The sequence below is a fragment of the Occultella glacieicola genome (genome assembly GCF_004353825.1).
Lineage (GTDB): Bacteria > Actinomycetota > Actinomycetes > Actinomycetales > Beutenbergiaceae > Occultella > Occultella glacieicola.
Genome location: NZ_SMNA01000001.1, coordinates 518,389 through 543,014 on the forward strand (window position 1 = coordinate 518,389; position 24,626 = coordinate 543,014).

The window sequence follows — 24,626 nt, forward strand, 5'->3', positions numbered from 1 at the left end:
GCCCGTGTCCTGGCTCAAGGGGGTGATGGTGCCCGATGGTCGAGAAGACCCCGACGGTCTACGACGTTGCCGAGATGGCGGGCGTGTCCATCGCGACCGTCTCGCGCTACTTCCGTAACCCCGACGCGGTGCGCGAGTCCACCAGGGAACGCGTCGGGCAGGTGGTCCGGGACCTGGGCTACGTGCCCTCGGGCAGTGCCCGCGGCCTCGCGGCCCGGCGCACCGGCACCGTCGGGGTGTGCTTTCCCAGCTTCGACGACGTCGACCGCATCGACGCGCGCCGCCTCGGAGCCGGGCCGCCGGTCCGGGTACGGGTGGATACCGACGCCCACCAGGACACCGGGAGTGACCTGTACATAGCCGAGGTGGTCCGCGGCACCGAGATCGAGGCCTGGCGGCACGGGTTCGCCGTGATGATCGCGGTCCCCCGGGGTGCCGCCGCGCACAACGTCGTCGAGGGCCTCGCCGGTCGGGTGGACGGCCTGGTCACGCTCGCCCGCGCGATCGACCCGGACCAGCTCGCCCACATCTCCCGCCGGATCCCGGTGGTCATGGTCGCCGGACCGCGCGACGGCGACGTCTACGACCACGTGACCGCGAACAACCACGGCGGCATGGTCGCGCTCACCGACCACCTGATCACCGAACACCGGCTGACCCGGCTCGAGTTCGTGGGCGGACCCGAGGACTCGCCGGACGCCCAGGTCCGGTTCGAGGGCTTCACCGAGGCCATGCTGCTGGCCGGCCTCGGCGTCCCCGAACGCCCGATCGCCCGCAGCGACTTCACCCGGGTCGGTGGCCGCGAGACGGGTCGGCTGCTCCTGGCCGAGCGACGTCTCGAGGGCATCGACGGGCTCGTCTGCGCGAATGACCAGAGTGCGCTCGGCATCCTCGACGAACTCACGGCCGCCGGAGTGCGGGTGCCGCAGGACCTGGCCGTGACCGGGTTCGACGGGATCGAGGCAAGCAACGTCTCGACACCCCGGCTGAGCACTGTGCGCCAGCCCATGGTCGAGCTGGGCCGCCTCGCGGTGGCCCAGTTGCTGCGGCGGCTCGCCGAACCGATGACCGAGCCGAGCACGCGCGTGCTCGGCGTCGAGGTGCTGCTCCGGGACAGCTGCGGCGCGCACGCCACCTCAACGCCCTGACCGGACAGCACCTCCGCCCAGCCCTCGAGAGTGCTGTAGTGGCGACCACTTCAGCACTCTCGACGGCGGTGGGCGGGTCGAGCGGGCGCCTCGGGTTGCGCACCGAAATGTATGCGCATACAGTCGAAACTGGCGGCTGGGTGCCCTCCCGCCACGTGACGATGAAGACACGAATGGAGACCACCATGCAACGCCGACGCGGGTCCCGCTGGGGACTGTTCGGATCGGCCCTCGGGGTGGCCGCACTGCTGGCCACGAGCGCCTGCACCGTGGACGTGCCGACCGACGACGGCAACAACGACGGCGGCGGCGGAGATGGCACGTCGATGCTGCTCGCCGCGGACAACGGCTCGCCGACGTTCGACCGCAACTTCAACCCGTACTCGCCGGGCAAACGGCAGACCAGCACGCTGATCTACGAGCCGCTGTTCGTCACCAACACCCTCGACGGCACCGAGACGCCGTTCCTGGCCAGCGCGAAGGAGCAGCCGGACCCGGCCACGGTGGTCTTCACGATCCGTGAGGACGTGGTCTGGACCGACGGCGAGGAGTTCACCCCCGAGGACGTGACCTTCACGTTCGACCTGCTCAAGGAGTTCCCGGCCCTGGACACGAACGGAGTCTGGGCGCTGATCGACTCCATCGAGGTGGACGGACAGGACGTGATCGTCCACCTCACCGGGGACAACGTGCCCGCCGCCGCGATCATCCAGAAGACGATCATCGTGCCCGAGCACCTGTGGGCCGACGTCGAGGACCCCACCACTTACACGAACGAGGACCCGGTCGGCACCGGACCGTACATGCTCGGTGAGTTCACCCCGAACGAGTACACCCTCGACCGCAACGAGGACTACTGGCAGGTGGAGAACGTGGCCGCGGAGGAACTGATCCTGCCCGCCTCGAACACCCAGCTGGACATCGTGAACAACGGCTACGACTGGGCGTACTCGTTCATGTCCGACGTCGAGAACACCTGGGTCAGCGCGGCCGAGGGCAACACCTTCTGGTTCCCGCCGGGCGGCACCATCGCCATGTTCCCGAACCTGACCATGGCCCCGTTCGACAACCCGGAGTTCCGGCTCGGCCTCTCGGCCGCCCTGGACCGGGACCGTATCGCCGACGTCGCCGAGGAGGGCTACGTGGAGGCGGCCGGGATGTCCGGCCTGCTGCTGCCGAACCAGGAGGCCTGGCTCAACCCGGACCTGCCCGACGGCGGAGCCGTCAGCCAGGACGTGGATGCCGCCCTCACCCACTTCGAGGCGGCCGGCTACACGATGTCCGGCGACCAGCTCGTGGACTCCGCAGGAACGGCCGTGGCCCTGACCCTGACCACCCCGAACGGCTGGACCGACTGGTTGCGCGGTGCCACCGAGGTCCAGAGCCAGCTCGCCGAGGTCGGCATCACCGTCACCCTCAACCAACCCCAGCCCGCCGCGTACCAACAGGAACTCCAGAACGGGAACTTCCAGCTCTCGATGGGGTCCTTCGGCGGGACCGGGTCGATCTACGAGGACTTCAACCGGCTCCTCTCGAGCGAGTTCCTCCAGCCCGTCGGCACCACGACCACGGCGAACTTCCAGCGGTACTCCGACCCGGAGACCGACGCCCTGCTCGCCGAACTCCGGGTCACCCTGGACGAGGGCCGGCAGATGGAGATCGCGCACGAGCTGCAGACCGTCGTCTTCGAACAGGCTCCGGTCATCCCGATGTTCTACGGCGGCCTGTGGGGCCTGTTCTCCGAGGCGAACTTCACCGGCTGGCCGAGCGCGGACGATCCGTACGCCTCGCCGGCGACCTGGGACGCGAACCCGCTGCTGGTGCTGACGAACGTCGAGGTCGCGGACTGACCCGATGCGCTACCTGCTCCGCAAGATCGGTCTGCTGCTGCTGACCCTGTGGGCCGCGGTGACGCTGAACTTCTTCCTGCCCCGGATGATGCCCGGCTCACCCACCGACGCCGCGATCGCCAAGCTCGCGCAGAACGGTCCGGTGAGCCCGGCCACCCGGGCCGCGATCGAGGCCCAGCTCGGGGTGCCGACCGGCAACATCTGGGACCAGTACGTCGCCTACCTCGGCAACGTGCTGACCCTGGACTTCGGCATCTCGTACACCTTCTTTCCGCAGTCGGTCTCCGAACTGGTGCTCACCGCACTCCCGTGGACGCTGGTGATGGTCGGGGTGGTCACGATCGTGGCGTTCGTCCTCGGCACCCTGCTCGGGGTCCTCGCCGCCTGGAAGCGGGGCACGTTCCTGGACTCGCTGCCGACCCTGACGGGCACGTTCACGTCGGCGTTCCCGTACTTCTGGACCGCACTGCTGCTGCTGTTCTTCCTCGGCTACGTGCTGCAGTGGTTCCCGACATCGGGCGCGTACTCCCCGCGCGCCACCCCGAACCTGTCCCCGGAGTTCATCGCCGACGCCGCCTACCACGCCGTGCTGCCGGCCGTGACGATCCTGATCACCTCCCTGGGTGGATGGATCCTCGGCATGCGCAACACGATGATCAACACCCTCGGCGACGACTACGTCACCTTCGCGGAGGCGAACGGGCTCAAGCCGCGGGCCGTGGCCCTGAAGTACGCGGCCCGGAACGCGATCCTGCCGAACCTCACCGGCTTCGGACTCGCCCTCGGTGGCGTGGTCGGCGGGTCCCTGCTCGTGGAGCGGGTGTTCGCCTACCCGGGCGTCGGGTACCTGCTCTACAACGCCGTGACGAACCAGGACTTCCCGCTGATGCAGGCACTGTTCCTGATGATCACCGTCAGCGTGCTGGTCGCGAACTTCATCGTCGACGTGCTCTACGGCTACCTGGACCCGAGGACGAGGCGATGACCGAGAAGCAGGCCACCACGCGTGGCGAGACCGCGGGACCGACCGAGCCGGCGCCGTCGGGCCGGGACGAGGTGCCCGACGGCGGTGCGGACGTCGCGCGGGTCGCGGCAGCCGCGAGTCCGCTCACCGTGCTCGGCCGTGCGGCCGGGACGATCTGGTCGGTCCCGAAGGCGCGGGTCGGGCTGATCCTGCTCGCCGTGTTCGTGCTGACGGCGATCTTCGCGCCGCTGCTCGCGCCGTACGCGCCGACCGACAACAGCTTCGGCCGGGCCGAGGGCGGCAGCGCCGCCCACCCGCTCGGCACCACGACCGCCGGCGAGGACGTCCTCTCCCAACTGATCTACGGGTCCCGGGTGTCTGTGCTGGTGGGTCTGGTGGCCGGCTTCGGGGCCACCCTGATAGCGGTGCTGCTCGGGATGTCCTGGGGGTACACCCGCGGGTTCGCCGCCGACGTCATCAACTTCTTCGTGAACCTGTTCCTGGTCATCCCGGGACTGCCGCTGATGATCGTGCTCGCCGCGTACCTGCAAGGTGGCGGGCTGTCGATGATCATCTTCGTCGTCGTGATCACCGGCTGGGCGTGGGGTGCCAGGGTGCTGCGCTCGCAGACCCAGTCCCTGCGCAGCCGCGACTTCATCACGGCCGCGCAGTTCAGCGGCGAGTCCTCGTTCCGGGTCGTGTTCCGGGAGATCCTGCCGAACATGACGTCGCTGATCACCGGCAGCTTCTTCGGGGCGGCCACCGCGGCGATCCTGGCCGAGTCCGGCCTGTCCTTCCTCGGCCTGGGCAACACCGCCATGGTCAGTTGGGGATCGATGCTGTTCTGGGCGCAGAACTCCAACGCGATCCTCACCGGGCAGTGGGTGCTGCTGTTCGCGCCCGGGCTGTGCATCGCGTTGCTGGCCACGTCGCTGACGCTGATCAACTTCGGGGTGGACGGACTGTCCAACCCGCGCCTGAGGGAGGGCAAGGGCCGATGACGCTGCTCGACGTCGACGACGTCTCGATCGTCTACGAACCCCGCGGCGCGGAGCCGGTCACCGCCGTGCGCGGCGCCACGTTCAGCCTCGAGCAGGGCGAGTTCGTGGGGCTGGTCGGTGAGTCCGGATCGGGGAAGTCGACCCTCGGGTTCGCGCTCACCGGTCTCGCGAAGGCGCCGGCCCGGATCAGCTCCGGGCGGATCGCCTTCGACGGCACCGACATCGCCCACCTCGACGGTGAGGACCTGCGCCGCCAGCGCCGCGGCGGCTTCGCCATGGTGCTGCAGTCCGGGATGAACGCCCTCAACCCGGTGCGCACCATCGCCAACCACTTCGCGGACATCTTCGCCGCGCACGAGCACGTGCCGCGGGGCCGGCGCCGCGAACGCGCGGTCGAGCTCGTGGAGAAGGTGGAACTGCCCGCCTCCGTGCTCGACCGGTACCCAGGTGAGCTCTCCGGCGGTATGCGGCAGCGGGTCGCGATCGCGCTCGCGATGTCGCTCGATCCCCGGCTGCTGGTGTTCGACGAGCCCACCACCGCCCTGGACGTGCTCGTCCAGCGGGCGGTGATGGACACCATCATCGAGCTGCAGCGGGAGGAGAACTTCACCGCGATCCTGGTCAGTCACGACCTCGGCGTGGTTCTGGAGTCGACGGCCAGGGTGCTCGTCATGCACGACGGGGTCATCGTCGAGGACGGCCCGTCCGCCCGGATCCTCACGGATCCGCAGGACGACTACACCAGGATGCTGTTGTCCCACTACGCGGATCCGCGCGCCGAGGTGGTCGAACTGCCCGGGCTGCGCGTCGCCGGTTCGCAGATCAGCACCACCGGCGAACCGCCGGCCGAGCCTGCGACGGACGCGGCGCCGTCGGGCCGGGCCGGCACCCGCACCGGGCGGACCCGTGCGGCCGTGGTGCTCGACGGCGTCAGCAAGGTCTACCCGCCGCCGCGCCGCGGCGAGGACCCGGTGACCGCCGTCGACGACGTCTCGTTCACGATCGAGCCGGGCGACGCCCTCGCCCTGGTCGGGGCGAGCGGGTCCGGGAAATCGACGATCGCGAAGCTGATCACCGGCGTGGAGAGGCCGACCGCGGGCACCGTCCGGCTCGGCGACACCGACGTCGGGTCCCTGCGCCGGGCCGGGTTGCGACGGCTGCGTCGCGACGTGCAGATGGTCTTCCAGGACCCGTACTCGGCGTTGAACCCGCTGCACTCCGTGGAATACACGCTGATGCGGCCGGTCGTGAACTTCGGCGGGCTGCGCGGACGCGAGGCCCGACGGCGGATGCTGGAGCTGCTCGAGATCGTCGGCCTGACGCCGGTGGAACAGTTCGCGGCGAAGCTGCCGCACCAGCTCTCCGGCGGGCAGCGGCAGCGCGTCGTGATCGCGCGGGCGCTCGCCTGCGACCCGCAGGTGATCATCGCCGACGAGCCGGTCTCGATGCTGGACGTGTCGCTGCGGGCCGGCGTCCTCGCCCTCATCGAGGACCTGCGTGAGCAGTGGGGCGTCAGCCTGCTGTTCATCACCCACGACCTGCTCAGCGCGCGGGTGGTCACGGACAAGATCCTGGTGCTGAACCGTGGCCGCGTCGTCGAGCGTGGCGAGACCGCCCAGGTGCTGCGGTTCCCCGAGGACGACTACACCGTCGAACTCCTCGACGCGGTGCCCCAGCCCGGTCGCGCCGCCGACTGACCCGCTCCGAAATCCCCGATCCTGGAGGACCAGAACATGACCGCAGCAACCGGCACCCAGGCGCTGACGTTTCCGGACGGGTTCCGCTGGGGCGCGGCCACGGCCGCCCACCAGATCGAGGGCAACAACCTCAACAACGACTGGTGGCCGCGTGAACACGCCCCGGGCACCTCGATCACCGAACCGAGTGGCGACGCCTGCGACTCCTACCACCGCTACCGCGAGGACATCGCGCTACTCGCCGAACTCGGCCTGGACACCTACCGCTTCTCGATCGAGTGGAGCCGGATCGAACCCGAGCCGGGGTTCGTCTCCCGCGCCGAGATCGCCCACTACCGACGGATGGTCGAGGCCTGCCACGAGGCCGGGCTGACCCCGATGGTCACCCTGATGCACTTCACGGTGCCGCGCTGGTTCGCGGACGAGGGCGGCTGGCGGGCCGATCGGGCCGTGGACCGGTTCCGCCGGTTCACCGAACTCGCGCTGCCGATCGTGGCCGACGGCGTCCCGTGGGTGTGCACGATCAACGAGCCGAACATCGCGGCCATGATCGCCGGCGGCGAGGACCCGGCGAACCTGGTCGCCTACGGGCTGCCGGCACCGGACCTCGCGGTCGCGGACACGCTGCTCGCCTGCCACCGGGCCTCGCGTGAGGTCCTCGCCGAGCACACCTCGGTCGCGTCCGGATGGACCGTGGCCACCCAGGCGTTCCAGCCCGAGCCGGGCTGCGAGGAGGTCGCCCGCGCCTACGGCCACCAGCGCGACGACTGGTACCTGGAGGCCGTCCGCGGAGACGACTGGGTGGGCGTGCAGGCCTACACCCGCACCATCATCGGGCCGGACGGGCCCCGGCAGGTGCCCGACGGCGTCGAGACCACCCTGACCGGGTGGGAGTACTACCCGCCCGCGCTGGAGATCGGGGTTCGCTCCGCCTGGGAGCTCACCGGCGGCGTTCCGGTGTTCGTCACCGAGAACGGGATCGCGACCGCGGACGACGCCCGTCGCATCGACTACACCGCCGGCGCCCTCGCCGGGCTGCACGCCGCCATCGCCGATGGCGTGGACGTCTGGGGCTACCTGCACTGGAGCGCCCTCGACAACTTCGAGTGGGCCAGCGGCTATCGGCCCACGTTCGGACTGATCGGGGTGGACCGCGAGACCTTCGAGCGCACCCCGAAGCCGAGCGCCGCCTGGCTGGGGGAGGTGGCCCGCACCAACATCCTCAAGCTCGGTAACCAGATGGGAGAGAACGCATGAGAAAGCGACTTGTCGCCGCCGTCACCGGCGTGCTCCTCGCGGCCGCGCCGGCGGCCGCAGCACCCCTGCCGACCGGACCGGAGGGACCGGCCGGGACCGCGCCGTCGGGCCTCGACCGTGACCTGACCCGCGCGGACCGCGAGGAACTGCGCCGCTGGGCCGCGGACACGTGGACGTCGTTCGTGGCCATGACCGACGAGACCACCGGCCTGCCGGCGGACAACATCGAGGGCGACCTCGACCCGGCGACCCGATCCGGGTACACCTCGCCGACGAACATCGGCGCCTACCTGTGGAGTACCGTGGCCGCCCGGGACATGGGCCTGATCTCCCGGACCGAGGCGCGGCAGCGGATGGCCCTGACCCTGGGGACGCTCGCCGGGATGGAGCGCCACGAGCCCAGCGGCATGTTCTACAACTGGTACGACGAGGCCACCGGCGCCAAGCTCATCGAGTTCCCCGGCAGCGGTGAGGTGATCAACCCGTTCGTGTCCACGGTGGACAACGGGTGGTTCGCCGCCGCCCTGATGGTGGTCCGTAACGCCGAGCCGCGGCTGCGGCACCAGGCGCAGGACCTCCTCGACGGCATGGACTTCGGGTTCTTCCACAACCCGGACGCGCGCGGCGGGGAGCTGCCCGGCTGGAACCGGGGCGGGTTCTGGGTGGAGCAGCCACCGCCGGAGCAGTGCAACGTCGCGGGCAACTACGGCGACCCGCAGGGGGAGCCGCTGTACTACACCTGTCACCATTACGACCTGCTGAACTCCGAGACCCGGATCGCCGTGTACGTGGGCATCGCCCTCGGGCAGATCCCGGCCGAGGCCTACTACTCGCTGTGGCGCACGTTCCCGGACTCCTGTGACTGGTCCTGGCCGGAGCAGCAACCGATCGGGACCACCCGCACCTACCTCGGCATCGACGTCTACGAGGGCACATTCGCCTACGAGGACCTGCACATGGTGCCCACCTGGGGCGGGTCGATGTTCGAGGAGCTGATGCCGGATCTGTTCGTCCCCGAGTCGCGGTGGGCCCCGGACAGCTGGGGCGCGAACCACCCGCTCGCCGTGCAGGCCCACATCCGGCACGGGCTGGACGAGGCCGACTACGGGTACTGGGGCTTCTCACCCGCGTCGAACCCGTTCGGCGGGTACAACGCCTACGGCGTGGACGCCATCGGCATGCAGTCGGACGGGTACTTCTCCGACGTCGAGGGCACCGACGTGGACCTCGGCTTCGGTGACTGCCGGGAGGCCACCAACCCCGAGCCGGAGTTCGGCGACGGTGTGGTCACTCCGCACGCGGCCTTCCTCGCGATCCCGTACGCACCGCGGGAGGCGGTCGACAACCTCGCCGGCATCGAGGATGAGCTCGGTGCCTACGGGCCCGGGGGGTTCTTCGACTCCGTGGCCGTGAGCGGGACGGCCGCCGAGCGGTACCTCTCGCTCGACCAGGGCATGATCCTGGGCGCGCTCGGCAACGTGCTCGGTCACGACTCGCTGCACCGACACTTCGCCCGCGGCGAGGTACGGCAGGTGCTGCAGCCCCTGATCGAGATGGAGGAGTTCTCCTCCGGCGTGTTCTGAGCTTCGTCGGGTGCGACATTGTTGGTCCCTCGCGCGACGTTGAGGCCAACGATGTCGCGCTCGCGACAGCGCGGCTGCTGTGGCTGGGTCGGGCGCGAGCCCGACGGCGGAGGTCAGGCCGGCAGGCCGGGCTCGCTTCCGCGGAACGTGCGTCGGTAGGCGCTCGGGGAGACCCCGAGGCTCGCCTGCAGGTGGGCGCGCAGCGACGTGGCGGTGCCGAACCCGGCGGCGCCGGCGATCCGGTCGACCGGCAGGTCGCTGTGTTCGAGCAGGTGCCGGGCGTGCTCGAGGCGCTGCCGGGTCACCCATTGGCCGGGGGAAAGGCCGAACTCGGCCCGGAACGCCCGGGTCAGGGTGCGCACACTCACGGCCGAGCGCTCGGCGAGCTCGGGCAGCGGAAGCGGCTGGGCCAGGTGGGCCAATGCCCAGTCCCGCGCGCCGCTCGTGACGGAACGGGGCCCGACCGGGACCGGCCGCTCGATGAACTGGGCCTGGCCGCCGTCGCGGTGTGGTGGGACCACGAGGTGCCGGGCGGCGGCGTTCGCGACCGCGACGCCGTGGTCGCGGCGGACCAGGTGCAGGCACAGGTCCAGTCCGGACGCCTCACCCGCGGACGTGAGCACGTCCCCGCTGTCCACGTAGAGCACGTTCGGGTCCAGGTCCACGGCCGGGAACCAGGCCCGGAACTGCGCCGCGGACTTCCAGTGCGTGGTGGCCTTGCGCCCGTCCAGCAGGCCGGCCGCGGCGAGCACGAACGAGCCCGTGCAGATCGAGGCGATCCGGGTACCGGGACGGATCCGGGCCATCGCGGACGCCAGCTCCGGCCCGAGACGGCCGGTGCTGTCCGTCTCGTCAGACGCGTGGGAGGCCGGCACGATCACCGTGTCGGCCCAGGCGAGTGCGGCCGGGCCGTGGGCCACCGTGATCGGGAAGTCGGCGTCGGTGCGGACCTCGCCGGGCACCGGCGCCACCGTGCGGACGTCGTAGAGCGGCTCGCCGTCGGGGGTCTTGGCTTCGGCGAACACCTGGTGCACGAGGCCGAGCTCCATCGGGAGCACGCCGTCCCGGACGAGCACGGCGACCCGGTGGAGAGCAGGAGCAGGCATGGCCCGATTCTTGCGCACCTCGTCCAAAAGGTCACTGGTGGGTCCGCCGGCGAACCGGCACCGTGGATGGTCCACGACGAAAGGGACCGACCAGATGAACGTGCTGTGGGTACTCGCCCATCCCGAACAACGCTCGCTCGCGGGTGCGCTGCACGCCGACGGCTTCGCCACCCTGCGGGCCGCCGGCCATGCCGTGGAGGTCGACGATCTGTACGCGATGAAGTGGAAGGCGGTCCTCGACGCCGACGACTACCCGGAGGTGGCGCGGGGGTCGGTGCTGGAGGCGTCCGGGGAGGCCTACGCGCGTGGTGGGCTCAGCCCGGACATCCTCGCCGAGCACGAGAAGATCGCACGGGCGGACGCGATCGTGCTGCAGTTCCCGCTCTGGTGGTTCGGCATGCCCGCGATCCTGAAGGGCTGGTTCGACCGGGTCTTCGTGCGCGGCTACGCCTACGACATGCCCGACCCGGACCGGCCCGGGCACACGATGCGCTACGGCCGCGGCAACCTGGCCGGCAAGCGGGCGCTCGTGGTCGTGACCACGGGTGCGGGGGCCGGGCCGTTCGGGCCGCGCGGCATCCACGGCGACCTCGACGAGGTGCTCTTCCCACTGCTGCACGGCACCCTCTGGTACGCGGGGATCTCCGCGCTGCCGCCCGTCGCGATCCACGGCACGTCGGCGTACGGCGAGGCGGACCATGCCGCCGCGGTCGAGCTCCTGCGGACCCGGCTCGGCGAGCTGGCGACGGCCGAGCCGATCCCGTTCCGGCTCCAGGGGCCCGAGGACTACGACCGCGACCTCGCGCTCCGGCCGGAACTCGCCCCCGGCCGGACCGGGCTGAGCGTGCACCGTCACTGACGGGTCGTTCGAGCGGTTTCATCCGAATCGGGTGAATGGTGCCCGGGCCCGTTGGCGGGCGAGGCGTCCGTGCGTACTGTCGAATACACGTCAATCAAGGGAGGGCACGCCATGTCGTTGGACACATTCTTCGCCTACGTCGGGGTGTACGGCAGCGTCGACGATGCGGAGTCGGACTACGCCGCCATCAAGGAACTCCACACCGAGGTGGGGCTCATCGACGCCTACGACGCCGCGGTCATCGAGCGCACGTCCTCCGGCAAGGTCAAGATCGCGAAGAAGCACGAGACGCCCACCCGTGTCGGCGGAGTCTTCGGCGCCGGTGTGGGCCTCGCGACCGGCCTGGTCGTGGCCCTGTTCCCGTTCGCGGCCGTCGGCGGCGGCCTGCTCGCCGCCACGGCCGGCGGCGGGGCGGTGCTCGGAGCCGTGGCCGGGCACGCCGCGGCCGGGATGAGCCGTAGCGATCTCAAGGAGCTGGGGGAGGCCCTCGACGAGGGTCAGGCCGGGCTCGTCGTCGTCGCCGTGTCGGACCTGGAGGGCAAGGTCGAGCGGGCGCTCAAGCGGGCCGAGAAGATCGAGAAGAAGGAGCTGAAGGCCGAACAGGCGGCCATCGAGAAGGACGCCAACGACGCCAAGGGCTGAGTCTTGTCACCATACCTAGAGGTAGGTATGGTGACGTCGTGTCCACCACGAACGAGAGTCGCGAACGGCTCGTGGCCGCCGCCCGCGACCTCTATGCGAGCCAGGGCGTCGGCGCGACCAGTCCCCGCCAGGTCCTCGCGGCCAGCGGCGTCGGCCAGGGCAGCCTCTATCACCACTTCCCGGCCAAGCACGACCTCGCCCTGGCCGCGGTCTCGGCCACGGTCGCCGACTCGCTGGCTGCCGCGACCGGCGAGCTCGGCGGCGACCGGCCGGCGCTGGACCGGCTGCGCGCCTACCTCGAACGGCCCCGGGACACGGCCAACGGGTGCCGCATCGGCCGGCTCACCAGCGACCAGACCGTGATGTCCGACGCCGAACTGGCCGCCCAGGTCGGGTCCTATTTCTCCGGCCTGGTCGAGTGCCTCACCGAAGTCTTCGTCGAGGCAGGAGTGCCCGACGGCGCAGCGTCCGATCGCGCGTACGCCGCCCTGGCCATCGTGCAGGGCGGGTACGTGCTCGCGCGGGCGCTCGCCGACCCGACCGCGATGCAGCGGGCCGTGCGCGGCTTCGTGTCCATGCTCGCGCCGGCCCCCGAGGAGACCGCGTGAGCGCCGACCCGACCGAGTTGCGCACCTGGCTGCGCGGCCTGCCCAGCTTCGAACGCGACCAACTGCCGCCGTTCGACCCCGAGGACGCCCCGGCGGACCCGGCCGACCTGTTCCTGGCCTGGCTCCGCGACGCCGTCGAGGCAGGGTCCCCGGCGCCGCACGCGATGAACCTCGCCACCGCGGACGCCGCCGGAGTCGTGACCGCTCGGACGCTCATCCTCAAGGACCTGGACGAGCGCGGCTGGCACTTCGCCACCGGCTCGCACAGCCCCAAGGCCGTCGCACTCGCCCAGAACCCGAATGCCGCGATGACGTCGTTCTGGCCGGCCCTCGGGAGACAGGTCCGACTCGCCGGCACGGTGAGTGATCTCGGTGAGCCCACCGGTGCCGCGGACTTCCGGGCCCGTCCGCCTGGCTCCAGGGCCGCCGCACTGGTCGGTCGACAGAGCGAACCACTCGACTCGCGGCAGGAGTACTGGGACGCCTACGCGGCGTCGCTCGCGCGGGTAGAGGCGAACCCGGACCTGGTGGCACCCGAGTGGAGGGCGTATGCCCTCCGTCCGCACACCGTCGAGTTCTGGACGGCAACGCCCGACGCGGGCCAGATCCGGCTGCGGTTCCGGCGCGACACCGACACCTGGACCAGGGGTCTGGTCTGGCCGTGACCGTGCAGCGCGCCGCCGGGCTGAGGGGGTCAGGCCGGGGACCACGCCGGATCGCGCCCGGCGAACCCGAGCACGCGGTCGAAGGGTGGGGCGTCCGCCGCGACGGGAACCGGCGGGCCGAACATGCCCTCGCGCTCGGCGGCTGCGACCTCCGGATCCGGGTCCGGGGTGACGATCGGCAGCACCGCCTCCGCCTCGGTGTCGGTGGGCCGGTAGTCCTGGCCGGTGGCGCGGGCGAGGTCCCAGCCGTGCAGCAGCACCTCGTCGAGCGCGACCAGCCCGCATGCCTGCGCCGGGAACCGGACCGAACCGGCCATGGTCATCCCGTCCCAGGCGGCCGGGTCCTGCCAGGCTCCGGCGAGCTGGCCGAGCCGGATGGTGAGGGTCTCGCGCCAACCGTCGGGCAGGGGGTCCAGGACCGGGGCGGGCGGGGTCGACGTGGTGGGTCCTTCGATCTTCGCGGCCGCGTCTCGGAACGCCACGGTCAGGCCGAGGAGGTGGTTCAGGAGTTGCACCACGGGCGCGCCCATCGGTGTGGGCGCGTCGAGGTGCTCCTCGCGCACGGCCGGGATCAGTGCGGCCACGCGGGTGGTGCTCGGGGTGAGGTCGATCATCGGGCTCTCCTGGCTCGGGGTCATCGCACCGGTACCGACCACGCCGGGCACGGGAAGTCATCGGTCCGGCACCGACCGCAGCCGGGGCGAGGACTGTCGCACGTGGCTGGCACCATGGTTCGATGACCAGGACCGGCGCGTGGGCGCAGGCCGCCGAGTGGTGCCACAGCGTGTGTCTGGAGTTGCCGTCCGCCACGCTCGACCACCCCTTCGGCCCGGACTCGGACGTGTTGCGCGTGCACGGCAAGATGTTCGCGCTTATCACGGGCGTCCCCCACGTCAGCGAGCACCTGCTCGTCAACCTCAAGGCCGACCCGGTCGAGGTACCGCTGCTGATCGGCACCCACGACTTCGTGCTCCCGGCCTGGCACATGAACAAGAAGCACTGGATCAGCGTCGCGCTCGGGCCGGACGCGGATCGTGGCCTCGTGGCCGGGCTGATCGAGGACTCCTATGACACCGTGGTCTCCGCGCTGCCGGCCAATACGCGGCGGTCGCTGAACTGGGCGCGAGACCGCTCGGCGGCGGAACCCTCCGGCCGGTGAGGTCCGAGTCGGCGGGCAGAATGGGCGTTCGTGAGCCAGCAGCGGCCGGAACCCGGCACCCCGATGATCCTCCAGTGGCGCAAGTGGGACGGCGCGCTGCACTGGCGCCACGAGTGCGTCTACCTGGGTGCCGACGAGTGGGGCGACTGGATCGGCCAGCCGACTGGTTGGCACAGTGTGCGTCCCGGCGCCGAGTTCTTCGCGGAGACGCCGAACGTCGCGCTCCTGCCCACGGGCGAACCGGCCGGGGACCACGCCCTCACGGTCAACCGCGACCATCTGCGCGGGGTGCGTATCTACATCGACCTCGGCTGGGACGTGCGCTGGACGGATGACCCGTTGCTGGCCGCGGGCATCGACATGGACCTCGACGTCGTCCGGGTCGAGGGACCCCGCGGCACCTGGGTCGACGACCGTGACGAGTGGGCCGAGCACCGGCAGCGATACGGCTACCCGCCCGAGATCGTCACCCACCTGGAGGAACTCGCGCTCGACCTCGAGCACCACGTGCGCGCCCAGACCCCGCCGTTCGACGGTGCCACCGCCGACGCGTGGTTGGACCGCCTGGAGGGGCTCGGTCTCGAACGCTGACCGGTCGCCCGGGCGAACGCCTCCAGACGGCGGGGAAGAGTTCGCCTGCCGATCAGTCCAGGATGCCGAAGTTGCCCCGGATGATGCGGTTCGGGTCGCGTTCGGCTTTGAGCTGACGAAGCCGTCGCATGGACGAACCCGGCAGCGCGTCGGACAGGCGTTCGCCCGGGTTCAGGAACGTGATCGGCTTGCGCCCGCTGGTCGGCAGGGCGCCGGCGAGCGCTGCCTGCCTTCCTGCGATCGACTGCGCCACCCGAGTGGTTGCCGGAACCCCGAACATGTAGACGGCGTACGGTTCGGTGAGCGCCCCGTGCGGGCTGTCGCTGGGCTGGGCCAGCGCGCCGCCGAGGTGGCGGATCTGCAGCGTCATCAACGGTGCGATCTCCTCGTCCAGCAGCGCCGCCAGGGCGTTGTCGTCGAGGTGGGTGAGGAGTTCGCCGCGCGAGGCACCGGGGCCCGGGTCGGTGGGTTCTGCGGTGATCGTGCCGAGGTCGGCGACGCTGATCGGTGCTCGAGTGTCGGACAGCGGAGTCGGCAGCAGGCTGGTCTCGTGCAGGAGACTGCGGGCGGTCGCCTCGTCGCCGAGGAAGGTCGAGTCGATCGCGACCAGCGGTTCGGCCCCGGGGAAACTGAGCAGTTCGAGCCACAGGGTGAGCGCGTCGGGGGCCGTTTCGGTCACCGACCGGAAGACCTCCGCGACCTGGCGCGCGTGGGTGGCGGGCCAGAGCTGGCGGCCGCCGAAGACGCTGGGCGCCGGGCGCAGCTGCAACTCGAGAGCGGTGACGATGGCGAGGTCGCCTCCTCCGCCCCGCAGGGCCCAGAACAGGTCGGGGTCGGTAGCGGGCGTGACGCGGTGGGTCGTGCCGTCGGCCGCGACGATCTCGACGGCGAGGATGCTGTCGGCCATCCACCCGAACGCTCGTCCGAACCAGCTCAGGCCACCGCCGAGCGCGGCGCCGGTCACCGTGACGGCGGGGGAACTGCCCGGGAGGGCGGTGAGGCCGTGCGTGGCGGTAGCGCGTTGCAGTTCACCCGAACGCACACCGGCGCCGATCCTCGCCGTCATGCGGAGCGGGTCGATAGCGATGGCGTTCAGGCCGGCGGTGCGCAGCAGGATGGCGCCGCTCGCGCGTCCGGTCGCGCCGTGGCCGCTGGGCTGGGTGGCGATCGGGACGTTCCTCGCCTGGGCGAATCGCACGAGGTGGGCGACATCTGCGGCATCGGCGACCTCCACGACGGCGCGCACGCGCTGTTCGATGGCGCGGTTCCAGGGGCGGTGCACCGCGTCGAAGCCGGCATCGGCGGGCAGCCAGACGCGCCCGCGGACGTTCGCGCGAACGTCGTCGATGGTGGTCTGCGGGAGAATGGTCACAGGGACTCCTTCACATCGGTGAGGCGGGGGAGACCGACGGGAACGTCCGTCTCATCCATGAGTCGGACGAGCCGGCCGAAATGTGACGAACGCTCGCACGAAGGGGGCCCATGGCAGTCCAACCGTCCGGCACACTCGACGACGTGGCGCAGCAGTTCGTCACCCATCGCCCGAAGCTGTACGCGATCGCCCACCGCGCCCTGGGTTCGCCCTGGGGCGCCGACGACGCGGTCCAGGAGGCGTGGCTGCGGCTGCAGCGCACCGACATCGCCACCATCAAGAACCTCGAAGCCTGGCTGACCACGGTCATCTCCCGGGTCTGCATCGACACGATCCGGCAGCAGGCGAGCCGGCGCGAGGATCTGGACGGTGGTGCCACCCCGGAGGCCGAACGATCGGTCCGAACGCCTGCCGGAGGCGACCCATCTGAGAGCCTCATTCGTATCGATGATCTCGGTCTGGCGATGCAGGTCGTGCTGGACCGCCTCGGACCGCTCGAACGCCTCGCTCTCGTCCTGCATGACGTCTTCGCGCTGTCCTTCGACGACATCGCCCCTATCGTCGAACGCACCCCCGCTGCCGCCCGCCAACTCGCGTCCCGCGCCCGGGCCCGGCTGCGAGCCGTTGACGTCGGCAGCGTCCGCGAGCGCCAGGAGGCTGCGATCGGTGCGTTCCTCGATGCGGCCAGGCACGGTGACTTCGGCAGGCTCCTACAGCTCCTCGACCCGGAGATCGAACTGCGCAGCGACGGCGCGGCGGTGGAGCTCGCCGCCGCAGGCGCCGACCACGGAGCCCCGCTCCTCGCCGGCCACGTCCGTGGGGTCGACGCGGTGGCGCGGGTCTTCGCCGGACGCGCCGAGCTCACCCGCCTCGTGTTCGTCGACGGCATCCCGGCGGCCGCCTATGTCGCCGACGGCACGGTGCACGCGGTCTACCTGATCACGTTCGCCGACGACCGGATCGCCACCCTGGATGTCCTCGCTGACGTCGAACGGCTGGCAGGCCTTCGGACGGTCGTCTGAACGGGGCTCACACCGGTGCGAACGCCTCCAGCAGCCGGACGCACCGCGGTGGGTCCTCGGTGAGCCCGTGCGCTAGGCCCCAGAGCAGGTAGTCGAACGACCGGTACGTGATCCACGCGTGCGCGCGTTCGGCCTCCAGCCCGGCCGCGGCGATGACCCGGTCGGCGTGCCGGTGCATCGCGGCTGCGTCGTCCATCTCGTCCACGCGCGTCCAGAGCACCCGGGCCAGGTCGTAGCAGGCGTCCCCGCGCAGCAGCACCGGGTCGAACACGAGCCACGGCTCCCGGGTGGCCCGGTGCACCTGCGCACCGTGCAGGTCACCGTCGACGGCAGTGCTCGCCGTGGTCTGCCCACATACCTCGGCCGCGGCGAGCGCCGCGCGCAGGAACTCCTCGCCGACGACTCGCCCGAGTCGGTCCCACTCGCCGGGGAGCTCGCCGGCCCGGCGCCGTGCGATCTCGTCGGTGCCCGGCACGTCCGGCGGCGCCGGGACGGCGAGCCGGCGCATGAGGTCGCCCATCACGGTGGCCGCCTCGTCCAGCGGCACGGTCTCCAGCGAGTCGCCGGTGAGCCGCTCCAGCAGAGTGACCCGGCGCGGCACGTCCGCGTCGAACAGGCGGACCATGCCGCGCCCGTCCCAGAACGTCAGCGCCCTGACCTCGGCGGCCACGTCGTCACCCGGCGGGCCGAGCCGCAGGATCAGTCGTTCGCCCTCCCGGCGCACCGGCACGGCGAGCGCGTTCGACCCGTGGCGAGCACCGCCGTCCGGCTCCAGACCCCACGCCCGGCACGCCCGGGCGACCTGTTCCGGCAACTCGTCGAGCCACTGCACCAGCGGTGCCTCGGCGTGCCAGAACCGCGGCATCGACCGCAGGGACTCCGCAGCTGCGGCGACGCCGTCGGGGTCCGGCACGGCTCAGGTGAGGCGCTCGGCGAGGAACCGGTACGCGAGCGAGGTCATGTGGGCGGCCTGATCGTTGGTGGCCGCACCGCCGTGGCCGCCCTCGATGTTCTCGTAGTAGGTCACGTCCTTGCCGGCCGCGATCATCTGGGCCGCCATCTTCCGCGCGTGCCCGGGGTGCACCCGGTCGTCGCGGGTGGACGTCGTGAACAGCACCGGCGGGTAGTCGGCGCCGGCGTCGAAGAGGTGATAGGGGGAGAAGGCCTGGATGTACTCCCACTGCTCCGGGTCGTCCGGGTCGCCGTACTCGGCCATCCAGGACGCACCTGCGAGCAGGTGCGAGTAGCGCTTCATGTCCAGCAGCGGCACCTGGATCACCACCGCCCCGAACAGGTCCGGGTACTGGGTGAGCATGTTCCCGGTGAGCAGGCCACCGTTCGAACCCCCCTGCACGCCCAGGTGCGCACTGGAGGTGATGCCCCGCTCCACGACGTCCTTGGCCACCGCCGCCATATCCTCGTAGGCGCGGTGCCGGTTCTCCTTCAGCGCCAACTGGTGCCAGCGCGGGCCGTACTCACCGCCGCCGCGGATGTTCGCGAGGGCGTACACCCCACCCTGCTCCAGCCACGCGCTGCCGAGGACCCCCGAGTAGGTGGGGGTCAGCGAGATCTCGAACCCGCCGTACCCGTACAGCAGGGTGGGTGCGGTGCCGTCGAAGGCGAGGTCCTCGCGGTGGACGAGGAAGTACGGCACCCGGGTGCCGTCGTCGGAGATGACGAAGTGCTGTTCGGCGACGAGGCCGGCGGCGTTGAAGAAGACCGGCATCGACTTCAGCGGCTCCGGCGCCGAACCGATCTCCGCGATCGAGAGGGTGGTGGGGGACAGGAAGTCCGTCGCGTACAGCCAGACGGCGTCCGAGAGCCGGGCGTCGACGGCACCGACGGCGACCGTGCCCACCTTCGGTGCACCCACGAACGCCGACCGCGCGAACGTGCCCTCCGCCGTCGGGGTCAGCACCTCGAGGCGGTTCTTGACGTCCTCGAGGATGTTCAGGACCAGGTGCGAACGGGTCCACGTGGCCGAGGCGAGCGAACTCGTCTCGGTCGGGGTGTAGAGCACCTGCAGGTCACGTGAACCGGCGAGGAACTCCTCGAGCCGGATCGCCAGCAGGGCGCCGGCCGGGTAGGTGACGTCCGCCGGGGCCCACTCCTCGCGCAGTTCGACGGTGAGCCACTCCCGCTTGACGTCCGGCTCCGCGGAGTTCGGCACGTCGAGCTTCGTGAGCTCGTCGTCGGCGCCGAGCAGGTAGAGCTCGTGGTTGTAGAACGCGATGGAACGACTCACGAAGTCCCGCTCGTACCCGGGCGTGGAGTCGTGGTACGCGGCGATGTACATGTCCTGTTCCGTGCCCTCGTACACGGTCTCGGCCGCCTCGAGCGGGGTGCCGCGGTGCCAGCGCTTGGCGATCCGCGGGTAACCCGACGGCGTCATCGTGCCCTCGCCGAAGTCGGTGAACACGAACAGGGTGTCCGCGTCGATCCAGGACGTCCCGCCCTTGGACTCGGGGCGGAAGAACCCGCCGTCGACGAACGACTTGGTGTGCAGGTCGAACTCGCGGGAGACGTCGGCGTCCGCGCCGCCGCGGGACAGGTCGACGATCGCGAGCCGGTACTCCTCGTCGCCGCGCAGCACGCTCGCGCCGTGCCAGACCCAGTTCTCACCCTCGGCCTCGTTGAGGGCATCCAGGTCCAGGACCGTCTCCCAGGCCGGCTCGACGGTGCGGTAGGACTCGAGCGTGGTGCGGCGCCACAGGCCGCGCTCGTGGTCGGCGTCCTTCCAGAAGTTGTAGTAGAAGTCCCCGATCTTGGACACGTCCGGGATCTTCTCCTCGGAGTCGAGGATCCCGAGCGTGCGGGCCTTCATGGCGGCGAACTCGGGCGTGCCGGCCAGGGTGGCGGCCTGTTCGGAGTTGCGGGCGCGAACCCAGTCCAGCTGCTGCTCGCCCTCGACGTCCTCCAGCCAGGCGTACGGGTCCTCGTGGCTCACGCGCGTTCCTTCCATCGTCGGTGGTGTCAAGAACCCTAACCCGGCAAAACCCTCGACGGCGGGGAGCGGGTCCAGCATCGTGGTCGCCATGACCTCTCGCCTGTCCCACACCAGCGTCGACGCCCGCAATGCCTACGCCCAGGCCGCGTGGTGGGCCCAGGTCCTCGGCTACGCCGGGGATCCGCAGGACCCGGACCAGGTCGGCGACGAGGAGTGCCTGATCGTCTCGCCCGACGGTCGAACCAGGATCCTGTTCATCGAGGTGCCCGAGGGCAAGAGCGTGAAGAACCGCCTGCACTTCGACCTCGCCCCGGCCGATCTCACCCGTGATGAGGAGGTCGCCAGGCTGCTCGACCTCGGCGCCACGGTGGTGGCCGACCGTCGGGTCGCCGACGGCAAGGGCTGGGTCACGCTCGCCGACCCGGAGGGCAACGAGTTCTGCGTGCTCCGCGGCGACCTCGAACGCCCCGACCCGTGGGCGCACCTGGTCCGCTGAGCCCGGCGCTGTTGCGGCGGCCCATGGCCGGGGCCACCATGGCAGGGCTGCATCGGCAGCGGATCGACTTCAACGAGGAGGACGAACATGGCCGCATCTGTCGCTCGGGTCACCACGATCACCGCACGCTCGGACACCAGTTTCGAGGACGCCGTGAAGGCGGGCGTGGAGCGTTCCGCGAAGACCCTGCGCAACGTCTCCGGCGCCTGGGTCAAGGACCAGAAGGTCGAACTCACCGACGGTGTGGTGACCTCATGGCAGGTCGTGCTCGAGGTCACCTTCGTCCTCGAGGACTGATCAGCTGCCCGACGGCGGCGCGGGGCCGGGCCATGCCGGACAGGTGACCTGCTCGTCGCCGGACGCGCGGCCTGTGGGAGGGGTGGGTACTCGATGGCTGTTCGCTGGCACAGCGTGGTGGTGGACTGTTTCGACCCGGCGTCGCTGTCGCGGTGGTGGGCCGAGGTGCTCGACTGGACGATCGTCCACGAGTCCGAGGACGAGGTGTTCCTGGTGCCGCACGCTCTCGACCGCTCGCCGACGATGCCGCACCACCCGGTCGCCGGTCCCGGGCTCCTGTTCGGTCGGAGTACCGACGAGAAGACGGTCAAGAACCGTCTGCATCTGGACCTGGCGCCGGGCATGGCGCCGGGCATCGTGTCGGGCATGGCACCGGGCTCGCGGGACGCGGAGGTGGAGCGCCTGATCGGGCTCGGCGCGACCCGGGTGGACATCGGTCAGAAGGACGTCCCGTGGGTGGTGCTCGCCGATCCCGAGGGCAACGAGTTCTGCGTGCTCGGCGACCGTCCGTAGTCTCGGCGGGAAACCGGAGCGGATCCGACCGCCGATCGCGATCGCTTGCGGCGGACGTGACTGCCGGGGTAGGAGTGGGGTGGGTGCTGGGGGCGGTGCGCCTGGCATCCAGGCGGTGAGAACCGCGAATCACAACTCAACGGATAGGAGAAGACCGATGACTGCCACAGACGTGCAGAACAGAATCGACGCCTACCCCACCCGGAACAACGGTGAGGTCAAGGTCATGCCCCGTAAGGACCCGGTGGTCTGGGGGACGGCCGCAGAGGGTCCGATGGACCAGGCCACCCTCGACGGCTACGACGCCAAGGGGTACCTGTCGATCGACCGGCTGGTCTCGGACGAGGAGGTCGCCGAGTTCCACCGCGAGCTCGAGCGCCTCTCCAGCGACCCGGAGGTCCGGGCGGACGAGCGGTGCGTCATCGAGTCGAGCAGCCAGGAGGTCCGCTCGGTCTTCGACGTGCACCGGATCAGCCCGGTGTTCAAGAAGATCGCGAACGACCCCCGCGTGGTGGACCGGGCCCGGCAGCTGCTGGGCTCGGAGGTCTACATCCACCAGTCGCGGGTGAACTTCAAGCCCGGCTTCGAGGGCAAGGAGTTCATGTGGCACTCGGACTTCGAGACCTGGCACGCCGAGGACGGCATGCCGCGGCTGCGTGCCGTGAGCATCTCGATCGCGATGACGGACAACTACTCCTACAACGGCCCGCTGATGATCATGCCCGGGTCGCACCAGGAGTACATCTCGTGCGACGGCGCGACCCCGGAGGACAACTACCGCAAGTCGCTGGTCATGCAGGGCGCGGGCACCCCGAGCAAGGAGGTCCTGCGGGACTTCTACGACCGCTACGGCATCGACGTGCTCGAGGGTGCCGCCGGTGGGGCGGTGATGTTCGACAGCAACTGCATGCACGCGTCCAACGGCAACGTGACGCCGATGCCGCGATCGAACGTGTTCATCGTCTACAACTCGGTGGAGAACACCCTCGAGGAGCCGTTCTCCGCGTCGAAGCCGCGCCCGGAGTTCGCCGGATCGACCGACTTCACTCCGGCTGGACGGGTGTAGAAATACTCCTCGTGGCTCCGACGTCTCCTGTGACGGACCCGAACCGGGGCCTGCAGACGAAGGAGATGCCATGAAGTACGTCATCCTGATCCACTCCAACCCGCAGCCGTGGGGCCACCCGACCAGCGACTTCATCGCCGAGCAGCAGACGCAGTCACCCGAGCAGCGTGAGCAGATGAACGCCGAGTTCGAGGCCGTGCTCACGCAGATGCAGGAGTCCGGGGAACTCGTCCACGGTGAGGCGCTCGCGGACCCGAACACGTCGCGACTGTTCCGGTGGAAGGCGGGCGAAGCGGTGGTCACGGACGGCCCGTACTCGGAGTTCAAGGAGCACCTCGCGGGGTTCTTCCTGATCGACGTCGCGGACCAGGCCCGGGCCGAGGAGATCACCGCGAAGTTCTCCGGGCCCGGCGAGACCGTCGAGCTCCGGCCCGCGATGTGGCCCGGCGGTGACGATCAGTGACCCGTTCGAGGACGTGTGGCGCCGGGAGGTGCCGCACGTCCTCGGGGCGCTGGTCCGCCGCTACGGAGACTTCGGGGCCGGTGAGGACGCCGTCCAGGAGGCCCTCCTGGCGGCGTCGCAGCAGTGGCCGCCCGGCACCGGCCCGGACAACCCGCGTGGCTGGCTGCTGCGGGTGGCCTCCCGCCGGCTGATCGACGCCCGCCGGTCAGAGCACGCCCGCACGGCCCGTGAACTGCGCGTGGCCGTGCGGGACCGCGTCGACACCGACCACGCCCCGGCCGCCGACAGTGTCGGACCGGCCGGACCGGCCGGACCGGCCGGACCGGCCGGAGCCATCGAGGCCGACGACAGTGCCGAGTCTGCCGACGACACCCTGAACCTGCTCCTGCTGTGCGCGCACCCGGCCCTGACCCCCGCCGCGCAGGTCGCCCTCACCCTGCGGGCGGTCGGTGGGCTCACCACCACCCAGATCGCGTCCGCCTTCCTGGTGCCCTCGGCCACCATGGGCCAGCGGATCACCCGCGCGAAGGCGACCCTCTCGGGGCTCTCACCGGCCGGCGCCAGGTTCGCACCGCCCTCGGCGAGCGACCTGCCGGACCGGCTCACCGCCGTCGGGCAGGTGCTCTACCTGATCTTCAACGAGGGCTACACCGCCAGCGGGGGTGAGCGGCTCATGGATGTGCCCCTCGCGCGCGAGGCGATCCGGCTGACCCGGGAGCTACGGACGATGGTGCCGGACCACGCCGAGACGTCCGGGCTGCTCGCGCTGATGCTGCTCACCCAGGCGCGGGCAGCCGCGCGCGCGGACGCCGCCGGGGACCTGGTGCCGCTCGAGCACCAGGACCGTGCGCTCTGGGACCGCGCCATGATCGCCGAGGCGACGTCGATCCTGGAGGTCCTGCTGCCGCACGCGAGGGTCGGCCCCTACCAACTGCAGGCCGCCATCGCGGCAGTGCACGCCGAGGCACCGACCTGGGCGGACACGGACTGGCTGCAGATCACCGTCCTCTACCGGATGCTCGACGGGATCGCCCCGAGCCCGACGGTCCGGCTGAACCTGGCCGTCGCCGTCGGGATGGCCCACGGGCCTGCCGCCGGCCTGGAGGTGCTCGAGCCGCTGCGCGAGGAGCCGGCCCTGGCCCGCGGCCACCGGATCCACGCCGTGCGGGCGCACCTGCTGGAGATGGTCGGGGACCCGGCCGCACGGGAGGAGTACCTCACCGCCGCCCGGTTGAGCACGAGCGTCCCGGAGCAGCGGTACCTGAACGCGCGCGCGGAACGTTTGGCCTGATCCAGCCGGGCGGGGCGCGGGCCGGCGAG

General features: G+C 70.9%; 25 protein-coding genes. 20 read left to right on the forward strand and 5 right to left on the reverse strand.

What is annotated here, in order from left to right; genetic code table 11:
* Positions 1-35 precede the first annotated feature (35 nt).
* From EXU48_RS02390 to EXU48_RS02420, 7 genes are all read left to right on the forward strand, one after another.
* Positions 36-1,148, forward strand: a complete 1,113-nt coding sequence (locus EXU48_RS02390) for a LacI family DNA-binding transcriptional regulator (RefSeq protein ID WP_133105954.1) — start codon at positions 36-38, stop codon at positions 1,146-1,148.
* A 173-nt stretch (positions 1,149-1,321) separates the two neighbouring features.
* On the forward strand, positions 1,322-2,998 hold the full coding sequence (locus EXU48_RS02395; RefSeq protein WP_235856792.1) for an ABC transporter substrate-binding protein: 1,677 nt from the start codon (positions 1,322-1,324) through the stop codon (positions 2,996-2,998).
* Positions 2,999-3,002: 4 nt separating this feature from the next.
* A complete protein-coding gene (locus EXU48_RS02400; RefSeq protein ID WP_133105955.1) occupies positions 3,003-3,983 on the forward strand; it encodes an ABC transporter permease in 981 nt (326 codons plus the stop codon).
* Complete coding sequence (locus EXU48_RS02405; RefSeq protein ID WP_133105956.1) at positions 3,980-4,963, forward strand: ABC transporter permease; 984 nt, start codon at positions 3,980-3,982, stop codon at positions 4,961-4,963. Before EXU48_RS02400 ends, EXU48_RS02405 begins: the two co-directional genes overlap by 4 nt.
* On the forward strand, positions 4,960-6,660 hold the full coding sequence (locus EXU48_RS02410) for an ABC transporter ATP-binding protein (RefSeq protein WP_133105957.1): 1,701 nt from the start codon (positions 4,960-4,962) through the stop codon (positions 6,658-6,660). Before EXU48_RS02405 ends, EXU48_RS02410 begins: the two co-directional genes overlap by 4 nt.
* 36 nt (positions 6,661-6,696) lie before the next feature.
* Positions 6,697-7,917, forward strand: a complete 1,221-nt coding sequence (locus EXU48_RS02415) for a glycoside hydrolase family 1 protein (RefSeq protein ID WP_133105958.1) — start codon at positions 6,697-6,699, stop codon at positions 7,915-7,917.
* Positions 7,914-9,500 carry a glucoamylase family protein gene (locus EXU48_RS02420; RefSeq protein WP_133105959.1) on the forward strand — a complete coding sequence of 529 codons (1,587 nt, stop codon included), beginning with the start codon at positions 7,914-7,916 and terminating at the stop codon, positions 9,498-9,500. Before EXU48_RS02415 ends, EXU48_RS02420 begins: the two co-directional genes overlap by 4 nt.
* 113 nt (positions 9,501-9,613) lie before the next feature.
* Here the strand turns inward: EXU48_RS02420 and EXU48_RS02425 are convergent, their stop codons facing one another.
* Positions 9,614-10,606 (reverse strand): GlxA family transcriptional regulator, encoded by a 993-nt coding sequence (locus EXU48_RS02425; RefSeq protein WP_133105960.1) that lies wholly within the window; start codon positions 10,604-10,606, stop codon positions 9,614-9,616.
* A 94-nt stretch (positions 10,607-10,700) separates the two neighbouring features.
* Between EXU48_RS02425 and EXU48_RS02430 the strand changes: the two genes are divergently transcribed.
* The 4 genes from EXU48_RS02430 (at position 10,701) to EXU48_RS02445 (ending at position 13,380) form a co-directional block, all read left to right on the forward strand.
* Complete coding sequence (locus EXU48_RS02430) at positions 10,701-11,465, forward strand: NAD(P)H-dependent oxidoreductase (RefSeq protein WP_133105961.1); 765 nt, start codon at positions 10,701-10,703, stop codon at positions 11,463-11,465.
* Positions 11,466-11,576: 111 nt separating this feature from the next.
* A complete protein-coding gene (locus EXU48_RS02435; protein WP_133105962.1) occupies positions 11,577-12,107 on the forward strand; it encodes a DUF1269 domain-containing protein in 531 nt (176 codons plus the stop codon).
* Positions 12,108-12,145: 38 nt separating this feature from the next.
* Positions 12,146-12,715: a TetR/AcrR family transcriptional regulator gene (locus EXU48_RS02440; protein WP_165962658.1), complete on the forward strand. Its 570-nt coding sequence runs from the start codon at positions 12,146-12,148 to the stop codon at positions 12,713-12,715.
* The gene (locus EXU48_RS02445) at positions 12,712-13,380 is read left to right on the forward strand and encodes a pyridoxine/pyridoxamine 5'-phosphate oxidase (protein ID WP_133105964.1); all 669 of its coding nucleotides are present in this window, start codon (positions 12,712-12,714) and stop codon (positions 13,378-13,380) included. Before EXU48_RS02440 ends, EXU48_RS02445 begins: the two co-directional genes overlap by 4 nt.
* A 29-nt stretch (positions 13,381-13,409) precedes the next feature.
* On the opposite strand, the gene EXU48_RS02450 is transcribed toward EXU48_RS02445, so the two are convergent.
* A complete protein-coding gene (locus EXU48_RS02450; protein ID WP_207947586.1) occupies positions 13,410-13,994 on the reverse strand; it encodes a TIGR03086 family metal-binding protein in 585 nt (194 codons plus the stop codon).
* Between the two features lie 122 nt (positions 13,995-14,116).
* Here EXU48_RS02450 and EXU48_RS02455 point away from each other — a divergent pair, with 122 nt between their 5' ends.
* Together EXU48_RS02455 and EXU48_RS02460 are read left to right on the forward strand one after the other, a co-directional pair.
* The gene (locus EXU48_RS02455; protein WP_133105965.1) at positions 14,117-14,539 is read left to right on the forward strand and encodes an MmcQ/YjbR family DNA-binding protein; all 423 of its coding nucleotides are present in this window, start codon (positions 14,117-14,119) and stop codon (positions 14,537-14,539) included.
* A 30-nt stretch (positions 14,540-14,569) separates the two neighbouring features.
* Positions 14,570-15,130 carry a hypothetical protein gene (locus EXU48_RS02460; protein ID WP_133105966.1) on the forward strand — a complete coding sequence of 187 codons (561 nt, stop codon included), beginning with the start codon at positions 14,570-14,572 and terminating at the stop codon, positions 15,128-15,130.
* A gap of 52 nt (positions 15,131-15,182) precedes the next feature.
* Here EXU48_RS02460 and EXU48_RS02465 read toward each other — a convergent pair whose 3' ends face one another.
* Positions 15,183-16,502, reverse strand: a complete 1,320-nt coding sequence (locus tag EXU48_RS02465) for an FAD-binding oxidoreductase (RefSeq protein ID WP_133105967.1) — start codon at positions 16,500-16,502, stop codon at positions 15,183-15,185.
* A 110-nt stretch (positions 16,503-16,612) separates the two neighbouring features.
* Here EXU48_RS02465 and EXU48_RS02470 point away from each other — a divergent pair, with 110 nt between their 5' ends.
* Complete coding sequence (locus tag EXU48_RS02470) at positions 16,613-17,524, forward strand: sigma-70 family RNA polymerase sigma factor (protein ID WP_133105968.1); 912 nt, start codon at positions 16,613-16,615, stop codon at positions 17,522-17,524.
* A gap of 7 nt (positions 17,525-17,531) precedes the next feature.
* Here the strand turns inward: EXU48_RS02470 and EXU48_RS02475 are convergent, their stop codons facing one another.
* Both EXU48_RS02475 and EXU48_RS02480 read right to left on the reverse strand, forming a co-directional pair.
* Positions 17,532-18,437 carry an aminoglycoside phosphotransferase family protein gene (locus EXU48_RS02475; RefSeq protein ID WP_235856793.1) on the reverse strand — a complete coding sequence of 302 codons (906 nt, stop codon included), beginning with the start codon at positions 18,435-18,437 and terminating at the stop codon, positions 17,532-17,534.
* Positions 18,438-18,440: 3 nt separating this feature from the next.
* Positions 18,441-20,486, reverse strand: a complete 2,046-nt coding sequence (locus EXU48_RS02480) for a prolyl oligopeptidase family serine peptidase (RefSeq protein WP_235856794.1) — start codon at positions 20,484-20,486, stop codon at positions 18,441-18,443.
* 73 nt (positions 20,487-20,559) lie between these two features.
* Here EXU48_RS02480 and EXU48_RS02485 point away from each other — a divergent pair, with 73 nt between their 5' ends.
* The 6 genes from EXU48_RS02485 to EXU48_RS02510 all read left to right on the forward strand — a co-directional run bounded on the left by EXU48_RS02485 (position 20,560) and on the right by EXU48_RS02510 (position 24,597).
* Entirely contained in the window at positions 20,560-20,967 is a 408-nt protein-coding gene (locus tag EXU48_RS02485; RefSeq protein WP_133105969.1) for a VOC family protein, read from the forward strand.
* 87 nt (positions 20,968-21,054) lie between these two features.
* The gene (locus EXU48_RS02490) at positions 21,055-21,264 is read left to right on the forward strand and encodes a dodecin family protein (RefSeq protein WP_133105970.1); all 210 of its coding nucleotides are present in this window, start codon (positions 21,055-21,057) and stop codon (positions 21,262-21,264) included.
* Between the two features lie 93 nt (positions 21,265-21,357).
* Entirely contained in the window at positions 21,358-21,777 is a 420-nt protein-coding gene (locus tag EXU48_RS02495; RefSeq protein WP_133105971.1) for a VOC family protein, read from the forward strand.
* A gap of 157 nt (positions 21,778-21,934) precedes the next feature.
* Positions 21,935-22,843: an ectoine hydroxylase gene (gene thpD, locus EXU48_RS02500; RefSeq protein WP_133105972.1), complete on the forward strand. Its 909-nt coding sequence runs from the start codon at positions 21,935-21,937 to the stop codon at positions 22,841-22,843.
* A 70-nt stretch (positions 22,844-22,913) separates the two neighbouring features.
* Complete coding sequence (locus EXU48_RS02505; protein ID WP_133105973.1) at positions 22,914-23,306, forward strand: YciI family protein; 393 nt, start codon at positions 22,914-22,916, stop codon at positions 23,304-23,306.
* On the forward strand, positions 23,293-24,597 hold the full coding sequence (locus EXU48_RS02510) for an RNA polymerase sigma factor (RefSeq protein ID WP_235856795.1): 1,305 nt from the start codon (positions 23,293-23,295) through the stop codon (positions 24,595-24,597). Before EXU48_RS02505 ends, EXU48_RS02510 begins: the two co-directional genes overlap by 14 nt.
* The last annotated feature ends 29 nt before the right edge of the window (positions 24,598-24,626 follow it).